We start from the raw sequence: 19,257 nt of genomic DNA, 5'->3' as shown, positions 1-19,257 counted from the left end.
GGTTGTTGACGATGAAGATCGGTGTAATCGGTGGCGGCCAGTTGGGTCGCATGTTGGCCCTGGCAGGTACGCCGCTGGGAATGAACTTCGCTTTTCTGGACCCCGCGCCGGATGCCTGCGCAGCCGCGCTGGGTGAACACCTGCGGGCCGATTACGGCGATCAGGATCACCTGCGTCAGTTGGCCGATGAAGTTGATCTGGTGACATTCGAGTTCGAAAGCGTCCCGGCCGAAACCGTGGCCTTCCTGTCGCAATTCGTCCCGGTTTACCCGAGTGCCGAAGCACTGCGCATCGCCCGCGATCGCTGGTTCGAAAAGAGCATGTTCAAGGACCTGGGAATTCCAACCCCGGCCTTCGCCGATATCCAGTCGCAAACCGATCTGGAAGCTGCGGTAGCCACCATCGGCCTGCCCGCCGTGCTGAAAACCCGTACCCTGGGTTACGACGGCAAGGGCCAGAAAGTCCTGCGCACACCGGCCGATGTGGTCGGCACTTTCGCCGAACTGGGTAGCGTGGCCTGCTTGCTGGAAGGCTTCGTGCCGTTCACCGGTGAAGTCTCGCTGATCGCCGTGCGCGCTCGCGATGGCGAAACGAAGTTCTACCCGCTGGTCCACAACACCCACGACAGCGGCATTCTCAAGCTGTCCGTGGCTAGCACTGATCACCCGTTGCAAGCTTTGGCCGAGGATTACTCCAGCCGGGTGCTCAAGCAGCTGGACTATGTCGGCGTGATGGCGTTCGAATTCTTCGAAGTCGACGGCGGCCTCAAGGCCAACGAAATCGCCCCGCGCGTACACAACTCCGGGCACTGGACCACCGAAGGCGCCGAGTGCAGCCAGTTCGAAAACCATCTGCGCGCCGTTGCCGGCCTGCCGCTGGGTTCGACCGCCAAGATCGGCGAGAGCGCGATGCTCAACTTCATCGGTGTGGTACCGCCGGTTGAGAAGGTCATCGCCATCGCTGATTGCCATCTGCACCACTACGGGAAGGCATTCAAGGTCGGCCGCAAGGTCGGTCACGTCAACCTGCGTTGCGCCGATAAGGCCACGCTGGAGCGGCAGATCCTCAAGGTCGAAGCGCTGATTGCTGAATAGTTTCATTTGGCTGCGACGGAACCTTCGGTCGCCGCCGTTCTCTGATGGCAGGACGCCAAAGCCTGACTAGGCTTTGGCTATATAGCCCCTTCATTCAGAGGAAGCGCCATGCACATTATTGGAACCATCTTCATCGGCTTGATTGTTGGCCTGCTGGCCCGTTTCCTGAAACCGGGTGACGACAGCATGGGCTGGATCATGACCATTCTGCTGGGTATCGGTGGTTCGCTGGCCGCGACCTACGGCGGTCAGGCGCTCCATATCTATGAGCCAGGGCAAGCTGCTGGCTTCATCGGGGCACTGGTGGGCGCGATTATCTTGCTGGTGATCTACGGTCTGTTCAAGAAAAACACCTGATTCAAGCGACAAAGCCCTCTCTGCCGCACGGGCAGAGAGGGCTAGAATGCTCGACGACTTACTGACTTCCCTTTTGCCGAGCATCTTCATGCGCCGTCTTCTGTTGACTCTCCTATTGCTGGGCTCAGGCCTGGCTCATGCCGGCGAACTGCCGGAAACCGACTGGCTCGAACTGATGCCCAAGTCGGACCAGAAGGCCCTCGAGGCCATGCCTGAAATCGACCACAACTCGCCCGAAGCCAACGGCACCTTTACCGACAAGGGTGGCCTGAAGCAGAGCAAGGGCTTGCCCGCGGTGATGTATTCGACCAAAACCGTGGCGTCGATGAACGACAAAAACATCCGCATCGGCGGGTATCCCGTGCCGCTGGAAACCGACGGCAAGGGTCGCAGCACGCTGTTCTTCCTGGTGCCATATCCGGGCGCCTGCATCCACGTGCCGCCACCACCGCCTAACCAGTTGGTGTTGGTGCGTTATCCGAAGGGGTTGAAGCTGGACGATATCTACACACCGCTGTGGGTCACGGGCACGCTGAAGATCGAGAAGGTCAACAACGACCTGGCCGATGCGGCTTATGCGCTGGATGCGGAGAAAGTGCGGGTGGTCAAAGAGTCGGATTTGTAACGCGCCAGCTGGCTTGGCACTGATCAAATGTGGGAGCGGGCTTGCTCGCGAAGGCGGTGTAACAGTCAACGATGATGTTGAATGTTATGGCCCCTTCGCGAGCAAGCCCGCTCCCACAGTGGTTTATGGCGTTGCTTAAAGCGGTTTGCTGGCGATACTCACGCCCAGCGTATGACTCGCCCCCGGCGCCAGGGTCACAACGTCATCCATCACATTCGCCGTTTCGATGCACAGCATGCGCTGCCAGCCATCGTCGGCCATGTCACTGAACTGCGCCGCGCGCGCGATCCATGGGTTCCAGATCACCGCCGAGCGCGAGCCGCTGCTGGTCAGTTCGATCCGCCGTTCCCAGGCAGGATCGACGATGCTCAATTGCGCCGGCGTATTCAGATAGATGCGGTCGGTTTCCCCGGTAAAACGCAGATCGCCGGTCTGGGTGACGGTTTTCCAGTTATCCAGGGTTTCGATGTAGCTCAGCCCGTTCAGGCCTTCGACATGCACATGGTGTACATCGCTGACCGCGAAGTAGCTGTGTAGTGCCTGGCTGATGCTCACTGTGTCGGCGCCGCGATTGTGGCTGGTCAGGTTGATGTGCAATTGCTCATCAAGACGAATGCTCAGCGTCAAATCGACCTGGTGCGGCCAGCCCGGCAGGCCAGCTTCAGGGTATGGCAGGACAAATTCGACCTTCAGGCTTTCGCCTTCGGCTTCAATAGCGCCCAGCTCCCAGTCCATCGCCCGCACCAGCCCATGGGCGGTAGCGGGTTGATCGCTGACGCGCATCGCCTGCACGCTCGGCGGGTTGCGGTCCAGATTGCCAAACCACGGCCAGCACACGGGAACGCCTGCGCGGATGTTTTTACCGGTTTTGAACACGGCCTCGTCGTTGAGCCAGATCAGCGGCGGTTGCCCGGCCAGTTGATAACTGAGGATGTGCGCGCCTTGCTGGGCCACCAGCAGTTCGGCCTGACCGTGGCGGATGCGCCAGCAATTCAGTTCATCCAGTTTCACGGCTTCAACGTTGGGCGTAGGCATGGTGCACATCTCGTTCAGGATCAATGACTGCAATGGACCGTAGGCGGCCGCCGGGATTAACGAGCTCTAGGCGGAACCGAACGGGTGCGGCCGCTGCCATCGATGGCGACGAACACGAACACCGCTTCAGTGACTTTACGCCATTCGCTGGACAACGGATCGTCGCTCCAGACCTCGACCATCATCTGAATCGAGCTGCGGCCGATTTCCAGCGCCTGGGTATAAAAGGACAACTGCGCGCCCACTGCGACCGGCACCAGGAATGCCATGCGATCGATTGCCACGGTGGCTACTCGTCCGCCCGCGACCTTGCTGGCCATCGCCGTGCCGGCCAAATCCATCTGTGACACCAGCCAGCCACCGAAAATATCGCCAAAACCGTTGGTTTCGCGGGGAAGCGCGGTGATTTGCAGGGCCAGATCGCCTTGCGGAATAGGATCTTCTTGTTCGAGCTCTATCATGCCGGGGGTGCCTCTGACCCGTGACTCTCATAGTACTTCAGGTGAATAGCCGTCTTGCGGCTCTGCGCGCAAAGTGCCTGCGCTCGGTCATGCTGCGTTAAAAACAGGCTCTGACTGCTCATTTACAACCCGTAAACTCCGCGTCCTCGCCTGTTTTTGCCTTGCCTGACCTTCGCTCGGCGACTTTGCGCACTAGAGCCTAGAAAAACGTTTCAGCCCGAACATACTACGTTCGTCACGTTTCTCGTAAGGCGCGCTAAAGGGAAACTCTGCGAAATCGACTGGTAAAGCCAGCAGCGTCTTCGCACAGCAACCCTTCGAAGCTGTCGTACGGTTGCGAGTATATCGGTCAGTAGACTCCGCGACGACCGTCCGGTTCTCATTTTGACTGTCAAATACGCACGTCTATGTGCTTTTTCGAACAATTTGTTATCGTGCCGAACCTGCCCAAGCCCCTGCCAGCGTTGTTGGGGTTGCAGATCTGCCTATAAGAGAAGCCCTTGCCATGACCACAGCGCCATCGAGCATAGCGACATCCGCGCAACCCGCACGTCCCTTGACCCGCAACGACTACAAGACGCTGTCGCTTTCAGCCTTGGGCGGTGCGCTGGAGTTTTACGACTTCATCATTTTCGTGTTCTTTGCCACGGTGGTCGGCAAGTTGTTTTTCCCGGCGGACATGCCCGAGTGGCTGCGGCTGATGCAGACCTTCGGCATCTTTGCGGCCGGTTACCTGGCGCGGCCACTGGGCGGCATCGTCATGGCGCACTTCGGCGACCTGCTGGGGCGCAAGAAAATGTTCACCCTGAGCATTTTCATGATGGCCGTACCGACGCTGATCATGGGCTTGCTGCCGACGTACGCGCAGATCGGCATGTGGGCGCCGATCCTGTTGCTACTGATGCGAGTGATCCAGGGCGCGGCGATTGGCGGTGAAGTGCCAGGAGCCTGGGTCTTCGTTTCCGAACACGTGCCCCAGCGGCACATCGGCTACGCCTGCGGCACGCTGACGTCCGGCCTGACTGCCGGCATCCTGCTCGGCTCGCTGGTCGCCACCGCAATCAACAGCTTCTACACCTCTGAACAAGTGGCTGATTACGCCTGGCGGATCCCGTTCCTGCTCGGTGGTGTGTTTGGCCTGTTCTCGGTTTACCTGCGCCGCTGGCTGCACGAAACCCCGGTGTTCGCCGAGCTGCAACTGCGCAAGGCGCTGGCCGAAGAAGTGCCGCTGCGCGCGGTGCTGCGTGACCATCGCGGCGCCATCGTCCTTTCGATGCTGCTGACCTGGCTGCTGTCGGCCGGGATCATCGTGGTCATTCTGATGACCCCGACCGTGCTGCAAACCATTTATCACTTCTCGGCCACTACCGCGCTGCAAGCCAATAGCGTGGCCATCGTGTGCCTGAGCCTGGGCTGCGTGGCCTCCGGCGCGCTGGCGGATCGCTTCGGCGCTGGCCGGGTGTTCGTGTTTGGCAGCGCGGCGCTGCTGGCGACTTCCTGGACCTTCTACCACAGCCTGTTCAATCACCCGGATTGGCTGTTCCCGCTGTACGCGCTGACCGGCCTGTTCGTCGGCACCATCGGCGCGGTGCCGTTCGTGATGGTCAAGGCGTTCCCGGCCGTAGTGCGCTTCAGCGGCCTGTCGTTTTCCTACAACCTGGCCTACGCGATTTTCGGTGGCCTGACCCCGATGGTTGTCACCCTGTTGCTCAAGGAAAGCCCGATGGGGCCTGCTTACTATGTGGCAATCATCTGCAGCATCGGCATCCTGGTGGGCGCTTACTTGTGGAAGCAAGGACGCTGATCAGGGCCTCATCACTGGCTTGCCGGCGATGAATGATTACAGGATGTTGCAGGAGCCCTTTGGGTGGTGGCCATTCATCCAATTGTCATATTTCAGCCATAGAGTGTTCATACGGCCTGCCGATACTTGGCCCCGACTTAACACACCCTATTTGCTAGGAGTAAGGCATGAAACTGAAGCGTTTGATGGTGGCAATGACTTTTGTCGCTGCTGGCGTTGCGACCGCCAATGCGGTCGCTGCTGGTGTTGACCCGGCTATTAAGCCTTACGTAAAGGCCACCGGTGTGTCGGGCAACCTGTCCAGCGTCGGTTCCGATACCCTGGCCAACCTCATGACCCTGTGGGCCGAGAACTACAAAAAAGAATACCCGAATGTAAACATCCAGATTCAGGCCGCTGGCTCCGCCACTGCGCCACCTGCGTTGACTGAAGGCACCTCTAACCTGGGCCCGATGAGCCGCAAGATGAAGGACACCGAACTGGCTGCCTTCGAGCAGAAGTACGGCTACAAGCCAACCGCTATCCCGGTTGCCGTGGATGCCCTGGCCGTGTTCGTGCACAAGGACAACCCGATCCAGCACCTGACCATGGAACAAGTCGACGCGATCTTCTCCTCGACTCGTCTGTGCGGCGCTAAAGAAGAAGTCAAAACCTGGGCCGACCTGGGCGTGAAGGGTGACCTGGCCAACAAGCCGGTTCAACTGTTCGGCCGTAACTCGGTATCCGGCACTTATGGCTACTTCAAAGAAGAAGCCCTGTGCAAAGGCGACTACAAGCCAAACGTCAACGAACAACCAGGCTCGGCTTCGGTCGTGCAATCGATCAGCTCTTCGCTGAACGGTATCGGTTACTCGGGCATCGGCTACAAAACTGCTAGCGTGAAAACCGTTGCCCTGTCGAAGAAAGGCAGCACCGAGTTCATCGAAGACAGCGAAGAAAACGCCCTGAACGGCAAATACCCGCTGTCGCGCTTCCTCTACGTTTACGTCAACAAAGCCCCGAACAAGCCTCTGGCCCCGCTGGAAGCCGAGTTCGTGAAACTGGTTCTGTCCAAACAGGGCCAGGAAGTTGTAGTGAAAGACGGCTACATCCCACTGCCAGCCAAAGTTGCCGCCAAGGCACTGGCTGACCTGGGTCTGCAGGAAGGTGCTGAAGTCGCAAAAAAGTAACACCCTGAACCCGAGGTAATCCCGGGTTCCAGTGTGGGAGCGGGCTTGCTCGCGAAAGCGGTGGATCAGTCAACATTGATGTTGAATGTGATGACCTCTTCGCGAGCAAGCCCGCTCCCACACACACCTCGAATTTTTGCTCCGCTGCCAGTTCACACGGGCGGCGGCTTTGCTGCGTCACTGCATTGTCATCTTTCTGTCATACAGGATCGCTAGGGTGTGCGCATGACTGATCTGGCCAATTCCACCATGACTACCAATCCCCCCAAGCGCATTGACTTCAATACGCCTGAGCTACAACGCAAGCGCCGCATCCGCGCGTTCAAGGATCGCCTGACCCACTGGTACGTTTTCGTTGGCGGCCTCGCCGTCCTCGGCGCGATCACGCTGATCTTCTTCTTCCTTGGCTACGTTGTCGCGCCACTGTTCCAGGGCGCCAGCCTGACCTCCAAGGACGCGATTACCCCGGCCTGGATGCAAGACGCTGGCAAACCGCTGATGATCTCCCTCGAAGAACAGAACCAGGTCGCCATGCGGGTTTCCGACAAGGGCCAGGCGCTGTTTTTCGACATCGACACAGGCGCAGAACTGCGCCGCGTTGACCTGCCGATCCCGGCCGGCACCAGCGTGATGTCGATTGGTGAAGACCAGCCGGGTCACCCGTTGGTAGTCGTGGGCTTGTCCAATGGCCAGGCACTCGTATTCCGTCACACCTATAAAGTCAGTTATCCGGAAGGCAAGAAAACCATCTCGCCGGCCATTGAGTACCCGTACGGCGAAACGCCGATTGCGCTGAACGAGCAGGGCGGTGCCCTGGAGCATGTCAGCCTCAATGCGACCGAATCGACCCTGTTGCTGGCCGGTTCCACCGGTTCGCAGCTGCACGTGCTGTCAGTGACCCACGAAGAAAATATGATGACCGGTGAGGTCACCAACGAGCAGAAGCGCATTGACCTGCCGCAAATGACCGAACCGGTGAAGAACATCTTCGTCGACCCGCGTCAGCAGTGGCTGTACGTGGTCAACGGGCGCGCCCAGGCCGACGTCTTCAGCCTGCGCGACAAGAGCCTCAACGGTCGCTACAAGCTGCTTGAAGACGGCGAATCCCAAGTGACTGCCAGCACCCAGCTGGTGGGCGGTATCTCGTTGATCATCGGCAACTCCAAGGGTGGTCTGGCCCAGTGGTTCATGGCTCGCGATACCGATGGCGAGCAACGCCTGAAACAGATCCGTACTTTCCAGATGGGCACTACGCCGATCATTGAAATCACCGCCGAAGAGCGTCGCAAAGGTTTCATCGCCCTCGACACTGCCGGCAAGCTCGGTGTGTTCCACAGCACCGCCCACCGCACGTTGCTGGTGGACCAGGTAGTCAATGGTGCGGGCGTTTTCGGTCTGTCGCCGCGTGCCAACCGCGTCATCGTGGAACAGGGCGGCAAGCTGCAACCGCTGCTGCTCGACAACCCGCACCCGGAAGTCTCGTGGAGCGCGTTGTGGAGCAAGGTCTGGTACGAAAACTACGATGAGCCTAAGTACGTCTGGCAATCGACCGCCGCCAACACCGACTTCGAACCCAAGCTGAGTCTCTCGCCGCTGACTTTCGGTACGCTGAAAGCCGCGTTCTACGCGATGTTGCTGGCTGCACCGCTGGCTGTAGCGGCTGCGATCTACACCGCTTACTTCATGGCTCCGGGCATGCGCCGCAAGGTCAAACCGGTGATCGAATTGATGGAAGCGATGCCGACGGTGATCCTCGGCTTCTTCGCCGGCCTGTTCCTCGCACCGTATGTGGAAGGACACTTGCCGGGGATTTTCAGCCTGCTGATGCTCGTGCCGTTCGGCATCCTGATCGCCGGTTTCACCTTCAGTCGCCTGCCTGAGTCGCTGCGCCTGAAAGTGCCGGATGGCTGGGAAAGCGCGATTCTGATCCCGGTGATCATCTTCGTTGGCTGGCTCTCGCTGTACATGAGTCCGTACATGGAGACCTGGTTCTTCGGCGGCGACATGCGTATGTGGATCTCCCACGACCTGGGCATCACCTACGACCAGCGCAACGCACTGGTGGTCGGTCTGGCCATGGGTTTTGCAGTGATCCCGAACATCTACTCGATCGCTGAAGACGCCGTGTTCAGCGTACCTCGCGGCCTGACACTGGGTTCCCTGGCCCTGGGTGCTACGCCATGGCAGACCATGACTCGCGTGGTGATCCTCACCGCCAGCCCGGGCATTTTCTCGGCACTGATGATCGGCATGGGCCGTGCGGTCGGGGAAACCATGATCGTGTTGATGGCCACCGGTAACACCCCGGTCATGGAAATGAACCTGTTCGAAGGCCTGCGCACTCTGGCTGCCAACGTCGCGGTGGAAATGCCCGAGTCGGAAGTCGGCGGCAGCCACTACCGCGTGCTGTTCCTTTCGGCACTGGTGCTGCTGTTGTTCACCTTCATCATGAACACCCTCGCGGAGCTGATCCGTCAGCGTCTGCGCAAGAAATACTCGTCGCTTTAAGAAAGGTAGAAGTCTGTGAAACAGAACTCCCTGAAAGGATGGTTCAAGAGCGGCGCCCCCGGCGTCTGGATCAGCGGTGGCGCGGTGTCCATCGCCGTCATCATGACCATCGGTTTGCTGGCGGTGATTGCCGTGCGCGGTCTGGGCCACTTCTGGCCGGCAGACCTGATGCACGCCAGTTACGACGTACCGGGCCAGGCCAACCATGTCGTCATCGGCGAAGTGGTGCAGAAAGAAGAAGTACCGCGTGAGCGTCTGAAAAGCGCTGGTTTGCCAGTGCCGGATCAAGGTCCGGAATTCATGACCCGCGAGTTGATCAAGGTCGGTAACCGTGACATCAACGGCAATGACTTCACCTGGATCGTCGGCGAGTGGCTGACCAACCAGAGCAATCCACCGGAGCTGATGACCATCGAGCGTCGCGAGTGGGGTAACTTCTACGGCTACCTGCTCAACGTCAAACAGGACGGCAAGGTCATCGCTGAAGGCGAAGCGGCCTGGCCGGAGCTGCAAGCGCGGGTGGACCGCGTCAACAAGCTCGCGGCACAACTGAAGAACCTCGAAAAAACCGACATCGGTGCGATCAACTCTGGCCTTGAGCGTATTCGCCTGCACGGCCGCAAGCTGGAACTTGAAGGCAAGCTCGACGCGACTGCGCAAGCCGATATGGACGCTGAGCGCGCTGAGCTGAACGCCCGTTATCAAGACGTTGAAGTTCGCCTGAGCGACCTGCACGCGCAGTTCAATCGCGACAGCCTGACCGCTCGCGATGCCAACGGCAAAGAAGTCGAAATCGGCATCGGCAAAGTGGTTCATGCCTACCAGCCGAACGCCATGAGCTACCTGACCAAGCTGGGCTTCTACTTCAATAAGGTCTGGGAGTTCCTCAGCGACGACCCGCGTGAAGCAAACACCGAAGGCGGAATCTTCCCGGCGATCTTCGGCACCGTGATGATGACCCTGATCATGGCGATGATCGTTACCCCGTTCGGCGTACTGGCGGCGGTCTACCTGCGTGAATATGCACGCCAGGGGCCGATGACCCGTTTGATCCGCATCGCGGTGAACAACCTGGCGGGTGTTCCGGCAATTGTTTACGGCGTGTTCGGGCTGGGTTTCTTCGTTTACGTACTCGGCGGCTCGGTTGACCGGTTGTTCTTCCCTGAAGCCTTGCCGGCGCCTACTTTCGGCACGCCGGGCCTGCTCTGGGCCTCGCTGACCCTGGCGCTGCTGGCGGTGCCGGTGGTGATCGTGGCCACTGAAGAAGGTCTGGCGCGGATTCCTCGCACCGTGCGTGAAGGTTCGCTGGCCCTCGGCGCGACCAAGGCTGAAACCTTGTGGAAGATCGTGCTGCCAATGGCCAGCCCGGCGATGATGACCGGGATGATCCTCGCCGTGGCTCGCGCTGCTGGTGAAGTGGCACCGCTGATGCTGGTGGGTGTGGTGAAGCTGGCGCCGTCGCTGCCGGTAGACGGCAACTACCCGTACCTGCACCTTGACCAGAAAATCATGCACCTGGGCTTCCATATTTATGACGTCGGCTTCCAGAGCCCGAACGTCGAAGCCGCGCGGCCGCTGGTGTACGCCACGGCGCTGCTGCTGGTGCTGGTGATCGCCACGCTCAACCTGTCGGCAGTGTGGATTCGTAACCACCTGCGCGAGAAATACAAAGCTTTGGATAGCTAATCACCATCGACCCTGTAGGAGCAAAGCTTGCTCGCGATGGCATCACCGCGTTGAACCGGTTAACACTCACCGGCCCCATCGCGGGCAAGCCTTGCTCCTACAAAGAATTGCGTAATCGCAGGCCAGGCCTGCGGTCAACCGAACCAAATTTGTTAGCACAGGGAGTTTCCCATGCAGCACGAAGCACATACCCACGGCATCAACATGTCAGCCCTGGGTCGCGACAAGCAGAGCCTGAACCTGGCACAGGAAACCGTGGCCATCGAAGTACCGAGCCTGAGCCTGTTCTACGGCGACAAACAAGCGCTGTACGACGTCAGCATGAACATTCCCAAGCAGCGCGTGACCGCGTTCATCGGTCCGTCCGGCTGCGGCAAGTCAACGCTGCTGCGCACGTTCAACCGGATGAACGATCTGGTGGACGGCTGCCGTGTCGAAGGCGAGATCAACCTGTACGGCAACAACATTTACCGCAAGGGCGAAGATGTGGCCGAACTGCGTCGTCGCGTCGGCATGGTATTCCAGAAGCCGAACCCGTTCCCGAAAACCATCTATGAAAACGTGGTCTACGGTCTGCGTATTCAAGGCATCAACAAAAAGCGTGTGCTTGACGAAGCCGTCGAATGGGCGTTGAAAGGCGCGGCCCTGTGGGATGAAGTGAAAGACCGTCTGCACGAGTCGGCACTGGGCTTGTCCGGTGGTCAGCAGCAACGTCTGGTCATCGCACGTACCATCGCGGTGGAGCCGGAAGTGCTGCTGCTCGATGAGCCGTGCTCGGCACTCGACCCGATCTCGACGCTGAAAGTCGAAGAGCTGATCTACGAACTGAAATCCAAGTTCACCATCGTCATCGTGACCCACAACATGCAACAGGCCGCGCGGGTTTCCGATTACACGGCGTTCATGTACATGGGCAAACTGGTGGAATTCGGCGACACCGATACCCTGTTCACCAATCCGGCGAAGAAGCAGACTGAAGACTACATCACCGGTCGGTATGGCTAGGAAGCAGCTGCAAGCCGCAAGCTTCAAGCGGCAAGTGAGAGCGGTTCAGCGTTACGACACAAATAGCTTGCAGCTTGTAGCTTGCAGCTCACAGCTTTTGCGGAGCAAATCATGATTTCGAAGGAAGGTTTAACTCACCACATCTCCCAGCAGTTCAACGCTGAGCTTGAGGAAGTGCGCAGCCACCTCCTGGCCATGGGCGGGCTGGTCGAGAAGCAGGTTAATGACGCGGTCACTGCACTGATCGAAGCGGACTCGGGCCTGGCCCAGCAAGTGCGCGAGATCGACGACCAGATCAACCAGATGGAACGCAACATCGACGAAGAATGCCTGCGCATTCTGGCCCGTCGTCAGCCGGCTGCGTCCGATTTGCGTTTGATCATCAGCATCTCCAAGTCGGTGATCGACCTGGAGCGCATCGGTGACGAAGCCACTAAAATCGCCCGCCGCGCCATCCAGCTGTGCGAAGAAGGCGAGGCCCCGCGCGGTTACGTCGAAGTTCGTCACATCGGCGACCAGGTGCGCAACATGGTTCGCGACGCGCTGGACGCCTTCGCTCGCTTCGACGCTGACCTGGCATTGTCGGTGGCCCAGTACGACAAGACCATCGACCGTGAATACAAGACTGCGCTGCGCGAGCTGGCGACCTACATGATGGAAGACCCGCGCTCTATCACGCGGGTCTTGAGCATCATCTGGGTGCTGCGTTCGCTGGAGCGGATCGGCGACCACGCGCGCAATATTTCCGAGCTGGTGATTTACCTGGTGCGCGGCACCGATGTCCGTCATATGGGCCTCAAGCGCATGAAGGAAGAAGTTGAAGGCACAAGTGCCGAAAGCGCTAATGTTCCGGGCAAAGCTGACGATAAGTAATATTGCCCAAGTAAAGCGCCCGGCCTTTTGGCCGGGCGTTTTTGTTTGCGGTTTTCGAATTCATAGCACCCGCGAACGAAAAAGTCCGGCGTGACTGAAGAGTTTTGGCAAAGTGCCATCAGCAAAGCGTTATGCTTGCCGGGATTTTTTAAAGGGGTGGTTGATGAGTAAGGTCAGTGTGTTAGTGGTCGATGACGCTTCGTTCATCCGTGACCTGGTGAAGAAGTGCCTGCGCAACTACTTCCCGGGCATTCGAATCGAAGACGCGGTCAACGGTAAAAAGGCGCAGGCCATTCTGGCGCGCGAAGCATTCGACCTGGTCCTGTGCGACTGGGAAATGCCGGAAATGTCTGGCCTCGAACTGCTGACCTGGTGCCGCGAGCAGGACAATCTCAAGAGCATGCCGTTCGTCATGGTCACCAGCCGTGGCGACAAGGAAAACGTGGTTCAGGCGATCCAGGCCGGCGTTTCTGGCTATGTCAGCAAGCCCTTCACCAACGAGCAGTTGCTGACCAAGGTCAAGCAGGCGCTGAACAAGGTCGGCAAACTCGACACCTTGATGAACAGCGCGCCCACCAAGATGAATTCGGCATTCGGCAACGACTCCCTCAGCGCGCTCACGGGCGGCAAGGCTGCCGTCACCGCACCTGCTGCGCCGGTCAATCCGTTCGCCAAGCCTGCCGCCGCCGCACCTGCCCCGGCAGCAGCACCCTCTCGCGGTCTGCTCAACAGTCCACCGGTCAAGGCGCCGGCCGCAGCCCCGGCTGGCGGTCGTGGCCAAGGTCAACTGCGCCTGCCCAGCGGCACTCAGCAATGCGTAATCAAAGCCTTGAGCATCAAGGAAGCGTTGCTGGTGGTTAAACGCACCGACACTCTGCCGCAAGTGCTGGATAGCGCGGTGCTCGACCTGGAGCAGGGTGACAACGCTGAAGTCGCACGCCTGAACGGTTACCTGCACGCCATCGTCGCCTTTGAACCGAAACCCGATAGCGAATGGCTGCAACTGACCTTCCGCTTCGTCGACCAGGACGCACAAAAGCTCGACTACATCTCCCGACTGATCGCCCGTGGTACGGCGCAGAAGCATTTCGTACCGGGCGCGTAAGCACCTTGCGCCTACAACGGCTCGGCGTTGTTCGCCAATGTGTGATCGACGCACATTCGTAGCAGCTGCCGAGCTTGCGAGGCTGCGTTCGGCTGCGAAGCAGTCGTAAATCAGGCAATGGGGGCTCTTTCAGGTCAACCGCGTACACAGGATTTGCGAGGACTTCGTCCTCGAACGCAGCCTCGCAAGCTCGACAGCTGCTACGAGCGCAGCCCTACACTCATTTGAAACACCTGCCGACCACGCGAGGCCATTCTGGCTGCTAGGCTGTTTTTCAGGCCTTCCTCGACAGAACCTTGCCCATGCTCGCGCGATTGCTGTTTTTCTGTGGTCTTTTCCTGGCCTCCACCTCGGCTGTGGCCATCACTATTTACAAGTCCACGAGCGCCACTGGCGTGGTCTCCTACAGTGATCGCCCATCGCATGGCGCACGGATATTTGTGTTCCGCGACCGGATGGACGAGCACCTTGAGCGCCAGGTGTATCTGGATATCAAGAAGCAAAAGGATACGCACAGTGTGTTTGTGCGCAATGACCTGTATGCGCCGGTAGAGGTCGAACTGAGTTTCGGTGGGCTGAAGAATGTCGGTGGTGTGTCGGAACAACCGATCCGCCGGGTGTTGCCAGCGCGCAGCAATACGCGTCTGGCGTTGCTCACGGCGATTTCGCCTGGCAAGCCGCTGGCCTATACCCCGACGTTCTACTATTCACTGGGCGACCCCTCAGGCACCACGCTGGCCTATCGGTATCCGCTGCCGTGGCGTGGCGGGCCGTTTCGCCTGACGCAGGGTGCCAATGGCCAATACAGCCATTTTGGGGTCAAGAACCGTTACGCCATGGACATCGCCATGCCGGAAGGCACGCCGATCATCGCCGCCCGTGGCGGGGTGGTGGTGAAGACCGAGAACAGCCAGAGTGGGCGCGGCACTGATCCGTCCGGCAATTTCGTGCGGGTGTTGCACGATGACGGGACCATGGGCGTGTACCTGCACCTTCAGCGCGGTTCGGTGTGTGTTCGGGAAGGTCAGCGGGTGGCAGTCGGCAGTGCGCTGTCGCTGTCGGGTAATACCGGCAACAGCAGCGGGCCGCACCTGCACTTCGTGGTGCAACGCAATAGCGGGTTGGGGCTGGTGTCGATTCCGTATCAGTTCAACCAGCCGGTGGGCAGCTTGCCGAACTTTGCGCTCGGCAAACAATAATTTATTGTCCGAGCTGGCGCTATCGCGAGCAAGCTCGCTCCCACAGGGAATTTGTGTTTTGCCGGGAAACCGGAGTAACACCGAATCAGTGTGGGAGCGAGCTTGCTCGCGATGGGATCGATGCCGATCAGGTGTCGGGCACTAATCGAGCATCAACACTTTGGCCAGGATGATTTTCGGACCTTTCATCTTTTTGATGATGATCCGCAAACCTTCGACTTCCAGCACTTCTTCCTCTTCCGGCACCCGTTTCAGGGTTTCGTAGACCAGCCCGGCGAGGGTTTCTGCTTCGACGTGGTCCAGATCGATGCCCAGCAGGCGTTCGACCTTGAACAGCGGCGTGTCGCCACGTACCAGCAACTTGCCCGGCTGGTAGGCGAGAATTCCGCGCTCAGCCTTGCGGTGTTCGTCCTGGATGTCGCCGACCAGCACCTCCAGCACGTCTTCCATGGTCAGGTAACCGATGATGTTGCCATCGGCTTCTTCCACCACGGCGAAGTGCGAACCGCCCTTGCGGAACTGCTCCAGCAACCGCGACAACGGCATGTGCCGCGATACGCGCTCCAGTGGACGCGTCAGCTCGGCCAGGTTGAACGACTCGGGAATATGGTCCAGCGCCGCCAGTTCCAGCAGCAGGTCCTTGATGTGCAGCAGGCCGACGAACTCCTGGCGGTCGCTGTCGTACACCGGGTAGCGGCTGAATTTGTGACGACGGAACAGCGCGAGGATTTCCTTGAGCGGCGCGTTGAACTCCAGCGTCACCAGGTCTTCCCGGGAGTTGGCCCAGTCAACCACTTCCAGCTCGCCCATTTCCACGGCCGAGGCGAGTACTCGCATACCTTGGTCGCTCGGGTCCTGGCCACGGCTGGAGTGCAGGATCAGTTTCAGTTCTTCACGGCTGTAATGGTGCTCGTGATGCGGGCCGGGTTCGCCTTGGCCGGCGATCCGCAGAATGGTGTTGGCGCTGGCGTTGAGCAGGTAAATGGCCGGGTACATCGCCCAGTAGAACAAGTACAGCGGCACCGCCGTCCACAGCGACAGCAGCTCGGGTTTGCGGATGGCCCAGGATTTGGGCGCCAGCTCGCCGACCACGATGTGCAGGTAGGAAATGATGAAGAAGGCGGTAAAGAACGACACGCCTTTGATCACTTCCGGGGAGCTGACACCGACTGCGCTCAGCAGCGGTTCGAGAATGACCGCGAACGCCGGCTCACCGACCCAGCCAAGGCCCAGGGAGGCGAGGGTGATACCCAATTGGCAGGCCGACAGGTAAGCGTCGAGTTTGCTGTGCACGGTGCGCAGGATCTGCCCGCGCCAGCCATGCTTATAGGCGATAGCCTCGACCCGGGTCGAGCGCAGTTTGACCATGGCAAATTCCGCCGCAACGAAGAAGCCGTTGAGCAAAACCAGGATCAGTGCAAAAAGAATCATGCCGAAATCGGCGAAGAGTGTAGCGAGGGTCAAGCCAGGGGAAGGGTCCATGATGGAGTTTTGCGGGTTCCGTATGTTCGAGAAGAAAGGGGTGATTGCCGAGCCTGAAAGGCAGGCCCAAGTCAGCCAATGTAGCGGCTGACAGGGCGATTGCCTAGTGTTCAGTCAACGCTCGCGCTAGTCGGTCAGCGAATTGACCCGCGATCTTGTGACCTGTGCCGGCACGAAATGGCAGGTGAACGTGCTGCCGTGACCCAGCACGCTGCTGATCTCCATTCGCGCACGATGTCGTAACAAAACGTGTTTGACGATGGCCAGGCCCAGCCCGGTCCCGCCGGTATTGGAGTTGCGGCTGGAGTCGACGCGGTAGAAACGTTCGGTCAGGCGCGGCAGGTGTTTGTTGTCGATGCCGATCCCCGAGTCCTGCACGCTGAGGTGTGCGCCTTGCTCGTCACCCCACCAACGGATGCGGATATTGCCGCCGTCCGGAGTGTATTTGACCGCGTTGAACACCAGGTTCGAGAAGGCACTGCGAAGCTCTGCTTCACTGCCCTTGAGCAGAATCGACGGATCGGCTTCCAGCGTAATGCGCTGGTTGCGCTGCCCGGACAGCGCCTGGGCATCGCTCTTGATCGATTGCAGAAGGCTGTCGATCGGCACCGGTTGGTTGTCCGACGGGTAATCGGTGGCTTCGAGCTTGGCCAATAGCAGCAAGTCATTGAGCAACGTCTGCATGCGCCCGCCTTGTTGCTGCATTTGCTGCAACGCACGGCTCCAGCGCGGATTCACTTCTTCGACGTTGTCGAGCAGGGTTTCCAGGTAGCCGCAGATTACCGTCAATGGCGTGCGCAGTTCGTGGGAGACGTTGGCGATGAAGTCTTTGCGCATTTGCTCAAGCTGATGAATGCGGGTGACGTCGCGTACCAGCATCAGGTGTTCATTGTTGCCGTAACGAGTGATGTACAGCTGAATCCGCATCCGGTCGTTGGTCGGCGAGGGGATTTCCAGCGGTTCGGCGTAGCTGTCCTGCTCGAAGTATTCCTTGAAGCGCGGATGACGCACCAGATTGGTTACCGGCTGACCGCTGTCCTGCGGGGTCTTGAGGCCCAGCAGCGTTTCGGCGGCGCGGTTCCACCATTCCAGGTTTCCGTCACTGTCGAGCATGATCACTGCGTCTTTCAACGCCGCGGTGGACTCCTGAACCCGGTCGATCACCGCTTGCAGGCGTCCGCGCACGCGCTGATCGCGCCGTTGCAGGTGGTAGATGCTGTCGAACACTTCACCCCACAGGCCGTAGCCATCGGGTGGTCCTTCGTCGGGTTTTTGCAGGCGTAGCCACTCATGCAGGCGCAGCAATTGTTTGAGGGTCCAGGCCAGGTAGATCCCCAGGCCTGCGGCCAGGCTCCAGCCGTATGCGCCTGTAATCAGGCCGATCACCAGACAGCCGGTGACCAGTAACAGCATGTGGCGGATCAGAGTGCCATGCCAGTTTTGGTTCACTTAAACATGTGTCCTAAGAGCAGCTTCAAGTTTCAAGCTGCAAGCTTCAAGTTAAAGCGGTCCTGCTTTGTCTTGCCGCTTGTCGCTTATGGCTTGCAGCTGCTTTTATGCTTTAGTGGAAAAGCGATAACCAGTGCCACGCACGGTTTGTACCAGATTCTCATAGGCATCGCCGAGAGCTTTACGCAAACGACGGATATGCACGTCGACGGTGCGCTCTTCGACATACACATTGCCGCCCCAGACCTGATCGAGCAATTGCCCGCGGGTGTAGGCGCGTTCCTGGTGTGTCATGAAAAATTGCAGCAAGCGGTATTCGGTCGGGCCCATCTCGGCGGGCTTGCCGTCGATGGTCACGCGGTGGCTGATCGGGTCCAGCAGCAGGCCGCCGACTTCGATCGGCGCTTCGCCGTCGGTAGGGCCGGCGCGACGCAGCACGGCTTTCAGGCGCGCAACCAGCTCGCGTGGGGAAAACGGCTTGGTGATGTAGTCATCGGCGCCGACTTCCAGACCCTGGATCTTGTTGTCCTCTTCGCCCTTGGCGGTGAGCATGATGATCGGGATGTCCCCGGTCAGCTCATCGCGCTTGAGACGGCGGGCCAATTCGATGCCTGAAGTGCCGGGCAGCATCCAGTCGAGCAGGATCAGGTCCGGTTTGCGGTCGACAATAATAGCGTGGGCCTGCTGGGAGTTTTCGGCTTCCAGGCAGTCATAGCCGGCCATTTCCAACGCAACGGCGATCATTTCGCGAATGGGCGCTTCGTCGTCGACGATCAGAATACTCCTGCCAACCATGCCTTAATCCTCTTGTCATTTAACTGTCTTGCGCCGCATTAGATAACGGAATTATTGCAGTCGTGTGACAGTATTTTAGTCGTGCGGCGGGCAGTGCAATCCTGAACTACGCTTAGAGTCCGGATCCTGACAACCACAAAGGAAGGTTTCTATGACTCACTACGCTCAATCTTTTAAAGCTCTGATGTTGGCCGCTGCACTGGCATTACCGGCAATGGCCTTCGCCGCTGATCCGGCGATGGAAAAGGGTGGCATGCTGGTCGATAGCAAGGGCATGACCTTGTATACCTTTGATAAGGATGCTGCTGGCAAGTCCATGTGCAATGACAAGTGCGCTGCCAACTGGCCGCCGCTCGCGGCTGCCGCCGCCGACAAATCCAAGGGTGACTGGACGGTGATCAAACGCGACGACGGCAAGATGCAATGGGCCTACTACGGCAAGCCGCTGTACAAATTCGTTCAGGACAAGAAGGCCGGTGACATGACCGGTGAAGGGATGATGAATGGCGCCTGGCACGTCGCCAAGCCTATGTAACCTTGGCTGATCGCTAGCCGTTTGCATTAAAAGATCGCAGCCTTCGGCAGCTCCTGCGGGGGGCTGCGATCTTCT

General features: G+C 59.2%; 17 protein-coding genes. 12 read left to right on the top strand and 5 right to left on the bottom strand.

Features of this window, described 5'->3' with window-relative positions:
- The first annotated feature begins 11 nt into the window (after positions 1-11).
- The 3 genes from ACIPIN_RS14900 to ACIPIN_RS14890 all read left to right on the top strand — a co-directional run bounded on the left by ACIPIN_RS14900 (position 12) and on the right by ACIPIN_RS14890 (position 2,076).
- A complete protein-coding gene (locus tag ACIPIN_RS14900) occupies positions 12-1,094 on the top strand; it encodes a 5-(carboxyamino)imidazole ribonucleotide synthase (RefSeq protein WP_401119841.1) in 1,083 nt (360 codons plus the stop codon).
- A 108-nt stretch (positions 1,095-1,202) separates the two neighbouring features.
- Positions 1,203-1,451: a GlsB/YeaQ/YmgE family stress response membrane protein gene (locus ACIPIN_RS14895; protein ID WP_401119839.1), complete on the top strand. Its 249-nt coding sequence runs from the start codon at positions 1,203-1,205 to the stop codon at positions 1,449-1,451.
- A gap of 88 nt (positions 1,452-1,539) precedes the next feature.
- Positions 1,540-2,076, top strand: coding sequence for a DUF3299 domain-containing protein (locus ACIPIN_RS14890; protein WP_123427514.1), 537 nt, complete (start codon positions 1,540-1,542; stop codon positions 2,074-2,076).
- A 135-nt stretch (positions 2,077-2,211) separates the two neighbouring features.
- Here the strand turns inward: ACIPIN_RS14890 and ACIPIN_RS14885 are convergent, their stop codons facing one another.
- Both ACIPIN_RS14885 and ACIPIN_RS14880 read right to left on the bottom strand, forming a co-directional pair.
- Positions 2,212-3,111 (bottom strand): D-hexose-6-phosphate mutarotase, encoded by a 900-nt coding sequence (locus tag ACIPIN_RS14885; protein ID WP_401119837.1) that lies wholly within the window; start codon positions 3,109-3,111, stop codon positions 2,212-2,214.
- 56 nt (positions 3,112-3,167) lie between these two features.
- Complete coding sequence (locus tag ACIPIN_RS14880; protein WP_003177184.1) at positions 3,168-3,572, bottom strand: acyl-CoA thioesterase; 405 nt, start codon at positions 3,570-3,572, stop codon at positions 3,168-3,170.
- 505 nt (positions 3,573-4,077) lie between these two features.
- On the opposite strand from ACIPIN_RS14880, the gene ACIPIN_RS14875 reads away from it, so the two are divergent.
- The 8 genes from ACIPIN_RS14875 (at position 4,078) to ACIPIN_RS14840 (ending at position 14,921) form a co-directional block, all read left to right on the top strand.
- Positions 4,078-5,376, top strand: a complete 1,299-nt coding sequence (locus ACIPIN_RS14875) for an MFS transporter (RefSeq protein ID WP_401119835.1) — start codon at positions 4,078-4,080, stop codon at positions 5,374-5,376.
- 167 nt (positions 5,377-5,543) lie between these two features.
- Positions 5,544-6,545: a phosphate ABC transporter substrate-binding protein PstS gene (locus ACIPIN_RS14870; RefSeq protein ID WP_401119833.1), complete on the top strand. Its 1,002-nt coding sequence runs from the start codon at positions 5,544-5,546 to the stop codon at positions 6,543-6,545.
- Between the two features lie 225 nt (positions 6,546-6,770).
- Entirely contained in the window at positions 6,771-9,053 is a 2,283-nt protein-coding gene (locus ACIPIN_RS14865) for an ABC transporter permease subunit (protein ID WP_401119832.1), read from the top strand.
- A 15-nt stretch (positions 9,054-9,068) separates the two neighbouring features.
- Positions 9,069-10,739 carry a phosphate ABC transporter permease PstA gene (gene pstA, locus ACIPIN_RS14860; RefSeq protein ID WP_401119831.1) on the top strand — a complete coding sequence of 557 codons (1,671 nt, stop codon included), beginning with the start codon at positions 9,069-9,071 and terminating at the stop codon, positions 10,737-10,739.
- Between the two features lie 171 nt (positions 10,740-10,910).
- Positions 10,911-11,744, top strand: a complete 834-nt coding sequence (gene pstB, locus ACIPIN_RS14855) for a phosphate ABC transporter ATP-binding protein PstB (protein WP_401119829.1) — start codon at positions 10,911-10,913, stop codon at positions 11,742-11,744.
- 111 nt (positions 11,745-11,855) lie between these two features.
- On the top strand, positions 11,856-12,617 hold the full coding sequence (gene phoU, locus ACIPIN_RS14850) for a phosphate signaling complex protein PhoU (RefSeq protein WP_401119827.1): 762 nt from the start codon (positions 11,856-11,858) through the stop codon (positions 12,615-12,617).
- A 163-nt stretch (positions 12,618-12,780) separates the two neighbouring features.
- The gene (locus ACIPIN_RS14845) at positions 12,781-13,722 is read left to right on the top strand and encodes a response regulator (protein WP_401119825.1); all 942 of its coding nucleotides are present in this window, start codon (positions 12,781-12,783) and stop codon (positions 13,720-13,722) included.
- A gap of 302 nt (positions 13,723-14,024) precedes the next feature.
- Positions 14,025-14,921, top strand: a complete 897-nt coding sequence (locus ACIPIN_RS14840) for a peptidoglycan DD-metalloendopeptidase family protein (RefSeq protein ID WP_401119824.1) — start codon at positions 14,025-14,027, stop codon at positions 14,919-14,921.
- Positions 14,922-15,062: 141 nt separating this feature from the next.
- Here ACIPIN_RS14840 and ACIPIN_RS14835 read toward each other — a convergent pair whose 3' ends face one another.
- The 3 genes from ACIPIN_RS14835 to phoB form a co-directional block, all read right to left on the bottom strand.
- The gene (locus tag ACIPIN_RS14835) at positions 15,063-16,403 is read right to left on the bottom strand and encodes a hemolysin family protein (protein ID WP_262113133.1); all 1,341 of its coding nucleotides are present in this window, start codon (positions 16,401-16,403) and stop codon (positions 15,063-15,065) included.
- Between the two features lie 126 nt (positions 16,404-16,529).
- Positions 16,530-17,816, bottom strand: a complete 1,287-nt coding sequence (phoR, locus tag ACIPIN_RS14830) for a phosphate regulon sensor histidine kinase PhoR (protein WP_401119871.1) — start codon at positions 17,814-17,816, stop codon at positions 16,530-16,532.
- Between the two features lie 141 nt (positions 17,817-17,957).
- The gene (phoB, locus tag ACIPIN_RS14825; protein ID WP_007896474.1) at positions 17,958-18,647 is read right to left on the bottom strand and encodes a phosphate regulon transcriptional regulator PhoB; all 690 of its coding nucleotides are present in this window, start codon (positions 18,645-18,647) and stop codon (positions 17,958-17,960) included.
- Between the two features lie 151 nt (positions 18,648-18,798).
- On the opposite strand from phoB, the gene ACIPIN_RS14820 reads away from it, so the two are divergent.
- Positions 18,799-19,182, top strand: coding sequence for a hypothetical protein (locus ACIPIN_RS14820; RefSeq protein ID WP_401119823.1), 384 nt, complete (start codon positions 18,799-18,801; stop codon positions 19,180-19,182).
- The last annotated feature ends 75 nt before the right edge of the window (positions 19,183-19,257 follow it).

The sequence above is a fragment of the Pseudomonas sp. NPDC087697 genome, from assembly GCF_044743155.1.
GTDB lineage: Bacteria > Pseudomonadota > Gammaproteobacteria > Pseudomonadales > Pseudomonadaceae > Aquipseudomonas.
This window is presented reverse-complemented; position numbering and strand designations above follow the sequence as displayed.